This window comes from Saccharococcus thermophilus, from assembly GCF_011761475.1.
Taxonomy (GTDB): Bacteria; Bacillota; Bacilli; order Bacillales; family Anoxybacillaceae; genus Saccharococcus; species Saccharococcus thermophilus.
On sequence record NZ_JAASRS010000001.1, the window covers coordinates 1,023,451 to 1,038,245 of the forward strand.

9 protein-coding genes are annotated in these 14,795 nt (G+C 48.0%); 7 read left to right on the top strand and 2 right to left on the bottom strand.

Translation table 11 applies throughout. The features are described from left to right. Positions 1-10 precede the first annotated feature (10 nt). Entirely contained in the window at positions 11-1,483 is a 1,473-nt protein-coding gene (narH, locus tag BDD39_RS05275; protein ID WP_166908783.1) for a nitrate reductase subunit beta, read from the bottom strand. Continuing rightward, entirely contained in the window at positions 1,473-5,156 is a 3,684-nt protein-coding gene (locus BDD39_RS05280) for a nitrate reductase subunit alpha (RefSeq protein WP_166908785.1), read from the bottom strand. The genes narH and BDD39_RS05280 overlap by 11 nt, the downstream gene beginning before the upstream one ends. 179 nt (positions 5,157-5,335) lie before the next feature. Between BDD39_RS05280 and BDD39_RS05285 the strand changes: the two genes are divergently transcribed. From BDD39_RS05285 to BDD39_RS05315, 7 genes are all read left to right on the top strand, one after another. Further along, on the top strand, positions 5,336-5,842 hold the full coding sequence (locus BDD39_RS05285) for a metal-dependent hydrolase (RefSeq protein ID WP_166908787.1): 507 nt from the start codon (positions 5,336-5,338) through the stop codon (positions 5,840-5,842). 246 nt (positions 5,843-6,088) lie between these two features. Then, the gene (locus BDD39_RS05290) at positions 6,089-10,279 is read left to right on the top strand and encodes a tetratricopeptide repeat protein (RefSeq protein WP_166908789.1); all 4,191 of its coding nucleotides are present in this window, start codon (positions 6,089-6,091) and stop codon (positions 10,277-10,279) included. A 97-nt stretch (positions 10,280-10,376) separates the two neighbouring features. Continuing rightward, positions 10,377-10,649, top strand: a complete 273-nt coding sequence (locus BDD39_RS05295; protein ID WP_166908791.1) for a hypothetical protein — start codon at positions 10,377-10,379, stop codon at positions 10,647-10,649. A gap of 31 nt (positions 10,650-10,680) precedes the next feature. Continuing rightward, positions 10,681-11,436, top strand: coding sequence for a membrane protein insertase YidC (yidC, locus tag BDD39_RS05300; protein WP_166908793.1), 756 nt, complete (start codon positions 10,681-10,683; stop codon positions 11,434-11,436). 271 nt (positions 11,437-11,707) lie between these two features. Further along, positions 11,708-12,325, top strand: coding sequence for a hypothetical protein (locus tag BDD39_RS05305; protein ID WP_166908795.1), 618 nt, complete (start codon positions 11,708-11,710; stop codon positions 12,323-12,325). Positions 12,326-12,516: 191 nt separating this feature from the next. After that, positions 12,517-13,068: a cysteine hydrolase family protein gene (locus tag BDD39_RS05310; protein WP_166908797.1), complete on the top strand. Its 552-nt coding sequence runs from the start codon at positions 12,517-12,519 to the stop codon at positions 13,066-13,068. A 64-nt stretch (positions 13,069-13,132) separates the two neighbouring features. Further along, entirely contained in the window at positions 13,133-14,602 is a 1,470-nt protein-coding gene (locus BDD39_RS05315) for a nicotinate phosphoribosyltransferase (RefSeq protein ID WP_166908799.1), read from the top strand. Positions 14,603-14,795 lie beyond the last annotated feature (193 nt).

The window sequence follows — 14,795 nt, forward strand, 5'->3', positions numbered from 1 at the left end:
CTCACCTCCATTAAGAAAGCGTACCGCAAGAGCCAGGACCGCCGGCAAACGCCAACCCACAGCTTCCTTGTTCTGCGTATAGCTCTGCGACTTCTTCGCGGTGGGAGGCAGGAATGACAAAGCGGTCATTGTATTTTGCGATGGCGAGCAAACGGTACATGTCTTCGATATCTTGTTCGCTTAGCCCGAGTTCTTCAATGATGCGGACATCCGGCTGTTTGTTCGTTTGTTTTGCGCGCATATAGGAGCGCATCACCGCCATTTTTTTCAGCGTTGTGCGGATGTGTGTTTCGTCACCGGCTGTCAGTAAATTCGCCAAATATTCGATCGGGATACGCATTTCGTCAATCGCTGGGAAAATGTCTTCCGCATTCGCTTTGCTTCCTTTTCCTTCAAACATGTTCATAATCGGGCTTAATGGTGGAATGTACCATACCATTGGCAATGTCCGGTATTCCGGATGTAGCGGAAGCGCGATTTTCCAATCGACAATCATTTTATAAATCGGCGAACGCTGCGCCGCTTCGATCCATTCATCCGGAATGCCTTCTTCTTTTGCTTTTGCGATCACTTCCGGATCGTGCGGATCGAGGAAAATGCCAAGCTGTGCATGATACAACTCTTTTTCGTCTTCTACGCTCGCCGCTTCCTTCACTTTGTCGGCATCGTAAAGCATGACGCCGATGTAACGGATGCGGCCGACACATGTTTCCGCACAGATCGTCGGCATGCCTGCTTCAATGCGCGGGAAGCAGAGCGTGCATTTTTCCGCTTTATTCGTCTGCCAGTTGAAATATACTTTTTTATACGGGCAGCTCGTTACGCAATAACGCCAGGCGCGGCAGGCGTTTTGGTCGACGAGGACGATGCCGTCCTCGTCGCGTTTATACATCGCTCCTGACGGGCAGCTCGAGACGCACGAGGGATTGATGCAATGTTCGCAAATGCGCGGCAAATACATCATAAAGACGTTTTCGAACTCCGCTTGAATCGACTGCTCCATTTTGACAACGTTTGGATCTCTCAACTCGGTAATATGGGCGCCGGCAAGGTCGTCTTCCCAGTTTGGCCCCCAGGACAGTTCCATGAATTCGCCGGTAATGGCCGATTTCGGGCGGGCGACCGGCTGATGGCGTTTTTGCGGGCTGTTGGTCAATGTTTCGTAATCGTAATTCCACGGTTCATAATAATCATCAATCGTTGGCTGGTACGGGTTGTAAAACAAGTTAAGCAGACGGGTTGCTTTCGAGCCGGATTTGAGCTGGAGCTCGCCGTTTTTGAGCTCCCAGCCGCCTTTATATTTGTCTTGATCTTCCCACTGTTTCGGATAACCGATCCCTGGTTTTGTTTCGACGTTGTTGAAATACATATATTCTGCACCGGGACGATTTGTCCACGTATTTTTGCAAGTGACGCTGCACGTATGGCAGCCGATGCATTTATCCAAGTTCATCACCATGCCGACTTGCGCTTTAATCTTCAAGCCAATCGACCTCCTCTAATTTGCGAATAATGACATACAAGTCGCGTTGGTTTCCCGTTGGGCCGTAATAGTTAAATCCGTAGCTTAATTGCGCATACCCACCAATCATATGGGTCGGTTTCATATGAATGCGTGTCGGGCTGTTGTGCGTGCCTCCGCGGTTGTTTGTCAGTTTCGTACCAGGAACGTTAATGTGTCGGTCCTGGGCGTGGTGCATAAATGCCATACCGCGCGGCAAACGGTGAGAGACAACAGCGCGTGCGACAACGACGCCGTTGCGGTTGAAGCATTCAATCCAGTCGTTATCGCGAATGCCGGCTTCTTCGGCATCATCTTTGTTGATCCAGACGGTCGGACCGCCGCGGAACAGCGTAAGCATTGGTAGCGCATCAAAGTACATGCTGTGAATCGACCATTTGTTATGTGGTGTTAAATAGTTCAAAATGATTTCTTTTCCTTTTGCTTCCGGCCGCTTTTTCGAGAACGGGCGGTGCTGCAATATTGGCTTAAAGGTAGCCATCGCTTCGCCAAATTCGTGCATAAGCTCATGGTCGAGATAGAACGACTGCCGACCTGTCAATGTGCGCCACGGAATGAGCCGCTCGACGTTGGTTGTAAATGGCGAGTAGCGGCGGCCGCCTTTTTCCGAGCCGCTGAACGCCGGCGAGGTGATCACTGTTTTCGGCTGCGCCGTAATTTGTTCAAACGTAAAACATTCTTCCTCGCGTTCTTTCGCTAAATCGGCGAGCTGCAAATTCGTCTTTTTCTCGAGTGCCTCCCACGCTTTTACCGCCACTTTTCCGTTTGTTGTCGATGATAATGTGAGAATGGCTTCCGCTGCGTTTTTCGCATCGCTGATATCTGGACAGCCAGCAGCGATCGAGGCGCATTTGATCGTTCCTAACGTCTTTTTCAATTTTTCGTACTCGTCTTTGGCTGACCAGGCGATGCCTTTTGTGCCCATCGGCTGTCTGGCTATGTTTGGTCCAAGGGAAATCATTTTGTCGTAAATGAGCGTGTAATCGCGCTCGACGACATGAATGTTCGGCATCGTTTTTCCCGGAATCGGTTCGCACTCGCCTTTGCTCCAGTCTTTCACTTTGCCAAACGGCTGCGCCAGTTCTTGTGTTGTATCGTGCAAGAGCGGGGTGGCGACGACTTCTTTGACCGGCTTCATGCCGATTTGTTTGGCGATATCGGAGACGGCTTTCGCTAACGATTTGAAAATGTCCCAATCCGAGCGCGCTTCCCATGGCGCGGAAATCGCTGGATTGAACGGATGCACGAACGGATGCATATCCGTGCTGCTTAAATCGTGTTTTTCGTACCATGTCGCCGCCGGAAGAACAACATCGGAGTAAAGCGCCGTTCCCGCCATGCGGAAATCAAGGTTCACTAACAAATCAATCTTTCCTTCCGGAGCTTCGTCGCGCCATGTAATTTCTTGCGGCCGCAGGCTGTTCTCATCATCGTTTAATAAACCGTGTGTTGTGCCGAGCAAATGTTTTAAGAAATATTCATGGCCTTTACCTGAGCTGGAAATTAAGTTCGCGCGCCAGACGATTAAGTTTCTTGGAAAGTTTACTTCATTGTCTGGATCTTCAATCGCAAATTGCAATTGCTTCGTTTTGAGCTGTTCGGCAACGTAATTTCCAATTTGTTCCGGAGTCGTTTTTCCATTGGCGACAGCTTCTTTGTAAAGGTCAATGCCGTTCTTGTTAAACGTCGGGTAAGACGGAAGCCAGCCAAGCCGGGCGGCGAGAACGTTGTAATCCGCGTAATGGGAATAGCGCGCTTTTTTCACAAGCGGTGATACAAGTTCATCGACCGGCATTTCTTCATATCGCCATTGATCGGTCGCAAAATAGAAGAACGATGTGCCGTTTTGCAGTTTCGGCGGTGCTGTCCAGTCGCGTGCCGTTGCGATCGTTTGCCATCCTTCCGCCGGCCGCAGTTTTTCTTGTCCGACGTAGTGCGCCCAGCCGCCGCCGTTGACGCCTTGCGCGCCGACAAATAAGACGAGGTTTAAGACGGCGCGGTAAATCGTATCGGAGTGGAACCAGTGGTTAATGCCAGCGCCCATAATAATCATCGAGCGGCCATTTGTATTAATCGCGTTTTGCGCAAACTCGCGCGCGATTTTAATGGCAAGCTCCCGTTTCACGCCGGTAATCGCTTCTTGCCATGCCGGAGTGAATGGAACAAGATCATCGTACGTACGGGCGACGTTTCCGCCAATGCCGCGATCGATGCCGTAATTGGCAAGGATAAGATCGTAGACGGTGGTTACGTATGTTTCGCCGTCTTCCGTATGAATTTTTTTCGCTGGGACAACGCGTTCCATCGTTTCCCTTCCTTCATTAGTGAAGTACGGAATATGAATCGTAACAAGCTCGTCTTTGCAGTGTAAAAACGTTAAGCACGGTTCAATCGGGTTTCCTGTTTCCTCATCCACCATATGTAAATTCCATTTTCCTTGGCCATCCCAGCGCGAGCCGATCGTTCCATGCGGAATCGCAAATGTTTTTCTGTTTTCATCGTAAACGACCGGCTTCCATTCGGCGTTGGCGACGCTGCGGCCGAGGTCTTTTGCCTGCAAGAAGCGGCCGGCTATCCATTTGTCGCCATCTTTTTTCAAGGTGACGACGAACGGAAAATCGGTGTACGTTTTCGCATATTGCTGGAAGTAAGGAACTTGCTGATCGACGTAATATTCTTTTAAAATGACATGTCCCATCGCCATCGCGAGTGCGCCGTCCGTTCCTGGTTTTACGCTGAGCCAGTCGTCGGCAAATTTCGTCGATTCGGCGTAATCCGGGCTGACGGAAACGACTTTTGTGCCGCGATAGCGGACTTCCGCTAAAAAGTGAGCGTCCGGCGTTCGAGTAAGCGGTACGTTTGAGCCCCATGTAATGATGTAGCCGGAATTGTACCAGTCACTCGATTCTGGAACGTCGGTTTGGTCTCCCCAAACTTGCGGCGATGCTGGCGGCAGGTCCGCATACCAATCGTAAAAGCTAAGCATCGGTCCGCCCATGAGCTGCATAAAACGAGCTCCAGAGGCATAGCTGACCATCGACATCGCTGGAATCGGCGAAAAACCGACATTGCGGTCCGGCCCGTATTTGATGACAGTGTATAATAGCGAAGTAGCGACAAGCGTTAACGCTTCATCCCAGCTGACGCGGACGAAGCCGCCTTTTCCGCGCGCTTGTTTATATCGCTTCGCCTTTTCTGGATTTTCCACGATGCTTTTCCAAGCATCGAGCGGATTCTTGTGCGTTTGGAGCGCTTCCCTCCACATATCGATTAACACGCCGCGCACATATGGGTACTTAACGCGGAGCGGACTGTAAATATACCAAGAAAAGCTCGCGCCGCGGGGACAGCCGCGTGGTTCAAAATCGGGCATATCCGGTCCGGTCGATGGATAATCGAGCTGTTGCCCTTCCCAGGTGACGATTCCGTCTTTTACGTATATGTTCCAGCTGCACGAACCCGTGCAGTTGACGCCGTGGGTCGAACGGACGACTTTATCATGTTGCCAACGGCGGCGGTAAACATTTTCCCAAGCGCGATCGCCGTATGTCACTTCACTATGCTCGTTCGCATATCGCTCTATCGGTTTCATATATTTGAAACGGTTCCATAACGGTGATCGTTTTCGTTTCATTTTGCTCACTCCTTATCAATGTGTGTAATTTTACTATAGCCATAATAGAAATAAAGAGATGTTAACTTTGTCACACTTAGCGCGATTGTCACAAATCTTTCAAACGATGGAGAAAAACGAACAAACATTCTTTTCTTGTGTTATAATAGAAAAAAAGTTTTACATAATGAGGAGGTTACATGCGATACCATAGCCATATTGTCACATCATTATGCCTTGGGGCGGCGGTCGCCGCGCACACATCGCTTTCCTTTACAGCAAGCTATACGGTGGGAGTCGTCATCGGCAGCCTGCTCCCCGACATTGATGAACCAAAGTCGTACGTCGGTCGCCGCTCAATGGGGATGTCCAATAAAGTAAAAGAAGCGTTCGGCCATCGCGGCATGACCCATTCGCTTATTGTATGGGGGGTTATCGCCCTCGTTATTTTGTGGGAATCGCCTTCATTATTTGCTGCAGGATTGGTGCTCGGCTATTTGTTTCATATTTTCGAAGACTTTTTGTCCGTCCAAGGCGTGCCGCTTTTTTGGCCGTTCACCGCAAAGCGATTTAAGATTCCCATCTATCGTACAGGCAATTTTGTCGAAAAAGCGCTCTTTTACGCAGCATTTGCCTTGCTTATCTATATTGGCGCAAAAGAACAGCTGTTTTTCGAATGGTGTCGTTCGCTTGCGTTATTTCGATAAGAAAAAAGGAAAAAGCCTATCCGAAGCGAATTAGTTTTTTAATAAAAAAGATTTGCCCGCCATCATCCGCGGCAAATCTTTTTTTATAGGATAGGATTCATTTTCCTGCCGATTTTTCTAAAAATTTATAGAACTTCTCCGTGATTCATTTTACACTAAAAATATCATGAAAAGTTGGCATCATCTGTTGGACAGGCTTGTACAGTTATAGTATGGGGAATGGAAGAAAGAAAAGGGGTTTCGCACATGAACATCGAACGAATCGCTACCTATATAAAAGAAAAACGCATTATCGAAGCATTAGAGGAAATAAAGCCGATGCTTCAGAAAATAGAACATCTGTTTCGCTGGAGAACGCTGCTGCGGACATGGAACACAGCAGACTCGTTTCATCATCTGATTCGCTTGTTTGACTATGCGCTAATGTACCGTCATAGCGCGCTATTGGCGCGCTACGCCCATCGCCGTTTTTCGACGCTGCAGACGCTGACATGGGTATGTGATGAGTGGCTCGAAGAACGGCGGCCGCTGGATGCCGAGGAAGCGCTGCGGCCGCGTTTGGAAGAAGCGATCGCGAACGGAAAGGAAAAACCGGAACATATCGCTCGTGCTGCTTTTACGCTCGTACGTACTCTTTTGGAAATGCGCCGAATTGAAGAAGCACAGCAGTGGATGAACGTGGTAGAGCGATATGAAACAGTTCCAATTTATGATAAATGGGGGTATTTTTATATCGAAACTGGCGACCGCGACAGAGCGGAAGAAATATTGCGGAAAGGATTGGATGAGCCGGAGCGCGGCGATATGTGCCATTTGCTTTTGGCCGACCTATACGCGCTAAACGGCTGTCAGCGGAAAGCGCTGGAAATCGTCGAGCGCGGCATCAAGCGGTTTCCGCAAGTGCCGGCGTTATATGCGGAAAAAGCGCGCCGGTTGCGTGACTTGCAGGAGTACAAAGCGGCGCTCGAAGCGATGGATGAAGTCGACCGCCTCGCTCCGTTTCACGTCCACCGCCGCTATTTTGCCCATGTGCGTGCGCAAATCTATTACAAGCTTGGCAGATGGGAAGAACTAAAGGCGCTAGTGCAAACGGAAAAATCGTTGGCGTCCACGCCGTACGCGCGTGCGGGCGAGCGCGCTTCTCTGCCGCAAGTGATCTTGCCGCTTGTGCCTGTCGTACAAAAGCATAATTATTGTGTGCCCGCGAGTTTGGAAATGATGCTGCGGCTGTTAGGCACAGAGCGCACACAAGATGAAGTGGCCGAGCATATTTTCGATGTGCGCGGCTCGAAATTATCGACGACCGTACATTATTTGGAAACGCTCGGTTTTTTATGCCGCTTTTTCATCGGTTCTACGGAGCGATGGAAACGGTTGGTCGATGCCGGTATTCCCGTGCTGTTAAGCGTCGATTACGAACAATCGTCGCATGTGCAAGTATTGTTCGGCTATGATGAGCGCCTCGGGGCGTTTTACGTGCAAGACCCAAACATGATTGAGCCGTTTGTGGTTGCTTATGACGAAGTCGAAAAATGGTATGCGGGAACACATTATTTGTCGATTGCTGCGATTCCCCGGGAAAAAGAAGCGATTGCCATGTTGCTGCCGGAAGAGGAAGATCAATATTTCCGTCAGCTTCATGCCTTCGCCGAAAAAATGGACGAAGATGAGCAAGCGTATATGGCGCCGTTTCTTTCGTTTTTGCGCAGGCATGAACACATTCCATACACATGGCTGTATGTGGTGAAGCATGTTGGCACGGAAGAAGCGAAAGACCTGCTTCTCGACTATACCGAGCGGGTGCTTGCCCAATACGGCGATATCAATGATTTGCTGCTAGTGGCAGCGAAAGCATATGTGTATGTGAAAGAAATTGAACGGGCCGAAGCGGTGCTGGCACGGGTGAAGGGCAAAGCCCAAAGTCCGCTTTATCACTATTTGCGGGGACGGATCGCGTTTTACGAAAGCCGGTACGAAGAAGCAAGCCGCTATTTCCGGGCTTCGCTCCAGCTCGATCCCGACCAGCCTGACGTCTGGAGCTATATGGCCCTTAGCATCACGTATAGCGGAAAGGAAAAGAAAGGATTGGAACTGTCGCAAATCGCTTTAACGCTACATCCTGACGATCTGTTTATCGGCACGAACCATGGCATCATGTTATTCCAGGCCAAACAATTTCAGGAGGCGCGCGCCTTTTTCGACCAATTACTGCGCCGCCATAAGCATGATGCCTATCTATGGTATGAACGGGCGCGCTGCGATGAAAGGCTAGGAAAGATCCGCAAAGCAGAACGCGGTTTTCTTGTCGCTAAAGCGCTCGATGGAGAAGAGCCGTATCCATATCTGGCGTTAGCGGATTTATATGAAAACGAGTTAGGAGATTGGCAAAAAGCCGAAGCCGTTTTGTTGGAAGGAGTGGCCAAGGCTGGATGCGCCCCTGCGTTACACGTTTGCCTTGGCGACTGGTATATGGAGCGAGAAGAAGCGGAAAAGGCGGAAGCGCATTACCAAAAAGCACTCGAGCAAGAGGAAAAAGAAGTTTTTGCCCATCTCGGTCTTGCATACGTGATGATGCAGCGGGGGCAGCGCGCTGAGGCAAAACAGTATTTATTGGACAAAAAGCTATTATTTGCCCAAAACGGCGAATTTCTATTAAATGCCGGAAAAATGCTCCTGGCTAATGAGCTGGTCACAGAAGGGGAAGAGCGGGACGCCGTGTTTTCATTTCTCGAAGAAGGCCTGCGGATCGCCCAATTTGATGTGGCGGAAGCATATGAGTTTTATATCGAACAACTGACTGCCCATTCTCTTGTCGACCGCGGAGTGGCTTTTCTCGAGAAACTCATCAACGAGCGTCCGGCTGATGTAAACGCGCTTTGCTATCTCGGCGTGCTTTATGAACAAAGCGGCATGTTTTCGAAAGCGATCGATTTATACGAACGGGCGAGCAAGGTGCAAAAGAGTACGTTCCCGCTTTATCGCCTTGCGGAGACGTATCGGGCGTTTGAGCGCTGGGACGAGGCGAAACGGTATTATGAAGCATGTCTCGAGGTCGATGATACATTTGCAGTGGCTCACCTTCGCTTGGCGGTTCTTTACGAAATGGAAGAAAATATGGATAAGCAGCGCTTCCATCTGCAAAAAGCGTTCGTGCATGAGCCACTGCACGTCCATGTCGAACGTGCCGTCGCGCTGTTTGAAGATCCCTCCTTTCTTATCCAAATATTGGAATCTGCGCGGGAGCGGGCGGGCGACGTTTGGTACTATGACAGCCTCGGCCACGTATACGGAGCAATGGGGGACGTTGCCAAAGAAAAAGAGGCGGTCGAACAAGCGCTTCGCCTCCATCCTGATCATCCGGATGTACTCCACCATTATGCGAAAACGCTTATCAAGGAAGGGAAATCAAGCGAAGCGATCGCCATCCTTGAGCGGCTGATTGAGCAGGATGTCCGTAATGAATCCTTGTATGAAACTTATGTTCAAGCATTTTCGTATACAATGAGAGGCATAGGAAAACTGCGCGAGCGGCTCGGCAAATGGAAGCTTGACGATCAAAAAAAGAGCATCATATACATGCACGTCGCTTCCGCCCTTTCCCCATATATGATGGACATAACGTGGGCCAAAGCGGAAGACTCTTTCGCTAAAAGGCTGTGGACAAAAGCGAAAGCATGGACGAAAGAAATTGTTGCTGTTTCCGCTGTTTTGGATTTATACGAAACGTCGCTTCGCCTTGACCGCGGCAATATGGAAGCGTATGAGCGACTTGCTGAGTTTTACGAAGCGGCGGAATTGACAGATGATGCGATCAAAACGCTGCGCAGGGCATTAACATGCAAGTGGAATGCCGATGTCGCCCGTGAGCTTGTCCTGCTTCTTATTCACTCTGAAAGCAGCAAGCTCCAAAAAGAAGCAAGCGAGTGGATCGAGCGGCTGCTCGAAGAACAGCCGAACGACCTGGCTATGCTGGAGTTAAAGGCGTTCCTGCTCCTTGACGATGGACGGGAAGAGGAAGCAGAAAATCTGCTTCGTTCCATCATTGAAATAGAGCCGCTCTTACATCGCAGTATTTTGACGTTAGGAACGATCTATACGACAAAACAGCGCTATGATGAAGCGATTGCCATACTTGCGAATGGGCTTTCCCATCATCCGCATGATGCAGAGTTGATGCAAGAATTGGCTCGTGCGTATGACGAAGCGGGGCAGACGGAAAAGGCGCTTTCCGTTGCCAATGAATGGCTTGAATTTGCTGAAGAGGACTTATTCGCTCGTTATCAACGAGCGTGTTATTTAGCCAAGCTCGGGCGAATGGAGGAAGCCGAGCGCGAATTGGCGCATGTTCTTGACGAAGATGAAACAGGAGATTTTGCCGAACTGGCTAAAGAAGAACCGGCGTTGGCGCCGCTGTTGCGGCTGTTGTCGAAAAAATAACATTGCCGTTTTTGTGAATCTTTTTCTTTTCTTTTTTCGCTAAGTTTGCTATGTTATGTAAGGAAAAGCTTTTCTTGAATAGAAAAGAGGTGGGAGAATGGAAGCCCCCTTTGATTTGCTGGCGTATGTATCGCTTGTGGGTGCACTGCTTGTTGTTGTGAAATGCTATATCGGCGAATACCGAAAAACGAAAGCCTTTTTATATGATGTTACGCTCTCGTATGTAGCGGGAAAAAAAGACGAAAGATACGCGTCTGGCGCGATGGTCCCGCTCTGCCGCGTTTTCGTAAGGAAACGACGAAAAATTCCTATTCGTGAACGTTCGCGCCAAACCGATGAGGAAGGAAGGAGACCTCGCTTTTCTTTTTGACTGATTGACTAAAACAACAAGGAGGTCTCTTATGAGAAAGTGGATTTTTGCGTTATTTGGAGCAGTTGTTTTACTAAGCGGCTGCAATCGCAACAAGCCGATTAATGAACATAGTCAAGGAATTTGGGATCATTATTTTGTCTATCCAATGTCGAAATTGCTTTTGACGATTGGGCATCTATTTGGCAATAACTACGGAATTGCCATCATCATATTAACGTTAATCGTCCGTTTTTGCCTGTTGCCGTTGATTTTAAAGCAGTTTAAAACGACGATTGCGATGCAAAAAATCCGCCCGGAACTGCAAAAGCTCCAGCAGAAATATAAAGGGAATGACATCGAAACACAGCGTAAGCTCCAGCAGGAAATGATGCAATTGTATCAAAAGCACGGCGTCAATCCTGCGAGCGGCTGCCTGCCGGTGCTGATTCAAATGCCGATTTTTATGTCGCTTTATTACGCGATTTCGCGCACGCAAGAAATTAAGACGCACTCGTTTTTATGGGTGCAGCTCGGCCACCGCGATCCGTACTTCATTTTGCCAATTTTGGCCAGCCTCATGACATTCATCTCGGTGCGTTTGTCGCCATCGATGACGGAGGAACAAATGCCGCAAATGGCGATGATGTCGTATATCATGCCGATCATGATTTTTCTCGGGGCAAGTTCCGTTCCTTCCGCCCTGTCGCTTTACTGGGTGGTCGGCGGCTGCTTCTCCATCATCCAATCGTTGATTTTACGATCGCAACTAAAAGCGGTCAAAGCCGCAAAAAACGGACAAGCATGACAATTTCCCCGCTTTCCATCAACGGAGAGCGGGGTGTTTTTGTAATCGAGGACCATCGCATTGAAAAGAAAATGCTCCAATATTAGTGGTAAAAAAGCGCGAATAGAAAGCGGTCAAATGGATATGTAAAAAGGCAGTAGTTTAGAGAAAGTGAAAAATTTACCGTTTCATACGTAGACAAAATGAATAACATCAACTACAATAATGTGGAAAAATTAAACATTATGATAGCAATGAATACTTATAGAACAATAGATGAAAGGAGACAAGGATGAAAACACGATGGATTTGGCTGTCGTTATTGTCGTTGATGGTGTTGCTGTCGGCTTGTTCAGAGCCTAAAGCGAATCCGACTCGAGCAAACAACGAGGGAAAAAAACAGTTGATCATTCAACCGTTAAAGCTGACAGAAAAAGAAAAACTGCTCATCAGCAAAACCAATACAAGGGATATCAAGTTTTTTGAGCTAAACGGATCCAAACGGCAAGAAGAACAATTAGTGGTCGATGTCATTGCCTACCATAACGGAAAGGAAAGCGAATTTCATCATGCCACTGCAGACATCCCAAGCGATTTTCAAGGAGAAATTTTGTCTTTTGGAATCTCAGCGGAAGTCGAGAAGCAAGCCCCATTATTGTTGACAGGGGTTCCGGGCGGATTAGTAACATCCCCAATTCTAACTGTCCCTACAAGCAGTATGCTTGTCGCAAATATAACCAAACCGGTAGAACTTCATAAGAACAAACCGGTGTATATCGCTTATTGGCTTGGCACTTCTAAAAATCATCTAAGTGATACCAATCATGAAGGTGCTTTTCCTGAAGAAGTCAAAGAAGTAGAAAGCGCATACGTATATAAAATTACGTTGGTGGAGAGCAAAACAAAGTAAGGCTCCATAACAAGCCAAGACAGAATGGTTGATTGTTTTTGCGGTTTTTCGCTATCATATAGGGGAAACTCTTTTACTTAGTTGTATTTTCTATATTCAAAAGAACAGGAGCTGTTTTCGCACACTGTTCTTAGCAAGAAGCGTTTTGTCTGATAGGGAAAAATTTTAAAAAGACGTGGGGGGAGTGTTGGATGAAAAAGGCGTTGATCAACATAGACTATACGGTCGATTTCATCGCTGACCACGGCGCGCTTACTTGCGGTAAGCCCGGCCAGCAAATCGAATCGGAGCTGGTGCGGATTACGAAACAGTTTATCGAAAATGGCGATTTTGTTGTATTTGCGATTGATATGCATAAAGCGGGTGATACTTATCATCCGGAAACGAAGCTGTTTCCGCCGCACAATATCGAAGGCACGGACGGCCGGAAATTGTATGGAGAACTGGAAGCGGTTTATCAGGCAAACAAACATAAAGACAATGTGTATTGGATGGATAAAACGAGATATAGCGCATTTGCGGGGACGGATTTGGAAATCAAGTTAAGAGAACGAGGAATTAACGAAGTTCATTTAGTCGGCTGCTGTACGGATATTTGTGTGCTTCATACTGCGGTCGACGCGTATAATAAAGGTTTTCACATCGTTGTACATAAAAACGCGGTCGCCAGCTTCAATTCGGTCGGGCATGAATGGGCGCTCGAGCACTTCAAGCATACATTAGGTGCGGAAGTGGTGGAATAAAAGTGGTAGAATAGACGATGGACGTTTTTTGTGTCAAACCGATTTGTGTTTTGGAGGTAGCACCATGAACGAAAGATACGCAGATGACAGTTTTACCCTTCATACGGACTTATATCAAATCAATATGGTGGAAACATATTGGGAAGACGGCATTCATAACCGTAAGGCAGTGTTTGAAGTGTTTTTCCGCAAGCTGCCATTTGGAAACGGATACGCGGTATTTGCCGGCTTGGAACGGGTCATTCAATTTTTGCAGCAATTCCGGTTTTCCGAAAGCGATATTGACTATTTGCGGTCAGAACTGGGATATCAGGACGATTTTTTAGATTATTTGCGAACGGTTCGTTTTACCGGCACGCTGCGCTCAATGAAGGAAGGGGAAATCGTTTTCGGCAATGAGCCGATTTTGCGCATTGAAGCGCCGCTTGCCGAAGCGCAGCTCGTGGAAACGGCGATTTTAAACATTATCAACTTTCAAACGTTGATCGCGACAAAAGCGTCTCGTATTAAACATATTCTCGGCGATGAGCCGGCGTTGGAATTCGGCAGCCGCCGGGCACAAGAGATGGACGCCGCGCTGTGGGGGGCGCGCGCCGCTTACATTGGCGGGTTTGAAGCGACATCGAACGTACGGGCAGGGAAACTTTTCGGCATTCCGGTTGCCGGTACACATGCGCACGCAATGATCCAAGCTTATCAAGATGAATACATTGCGTTCCACAAATATGCGCGCCGGCATAAAGATTGCGTCTTTCTCGTCGACACGTACGATACATTAAAGTCAGGGGTGCCAAACGCGATTCGCGTCGCCAAAGAGCTCGGCGATCAAATCAACTTTATTGGCATCCGCATCGACAGCGGCGATCTCGCCTATTTGTCGAAAGAAGCGAGAAAAATGCTCGATGAAGCGGGATTTACGAAGGCGAAAATTTTCGCGTCGAGCGATTTAGACGAAGAGACGATAATTAATTTAAAATCGCAAGGCGCAAAAATCGACGTCTGGGGAATCGGAACGAAATTAATTACCGCGTACGATCAGCCGGCGTTGGGCGCTGTTTATAAATTAGTCGCCATTGAAGATGAAAACGGAAATATGGTCGATACGATCAAAATCAGCGGCAACCCGGAAAAAGTCACGACTCCGGGGCTGAAACGGGTGTACCGTATTGTCAACAAAATCAACCAAAAAGCGGAAGGCGACTATATTGCCTTAGAAAGCGAAAATCCGCAACAAGAAGAGCGGTTGAAAATGTTTCATCCGGTTTATACGTTCATCAGCAAATTTGTCACCAATTTTGAGGCAAGAGATTTACATGAAACGATTTTTGACAACGGAAAGCTTGTGTACGCGTCTCCGCCATTAAAGGAAATTCAAGCGTTTGTCAAAGAAAACTTGCAGTTGTTTTGGGATGAGTACAAGCGGACAATGAACCCCGAACAATATCCCGTCGATTTAAGCCAGGCCTGTTGGGATAACAAAATGGAGAACATTCGGAAAGTGAAAGAGAAGATTGAAAAGATGAGAGAATCTTGAGAAATGGTTGGTTTGATCGTTAAAAAGGTCATCGCAGATCTACATGCGGTGATCTTTTTTCGTTTTTCGGGCTATTTGCATTCCTCGTTATCGGGAACGGTTAGAAGAATAGCTATAGATGCAAATAATTGGCTTGAACATGGAGACCGATAAAGGGGAATTACATTGATTCGCTTATGATATATTGTAACAT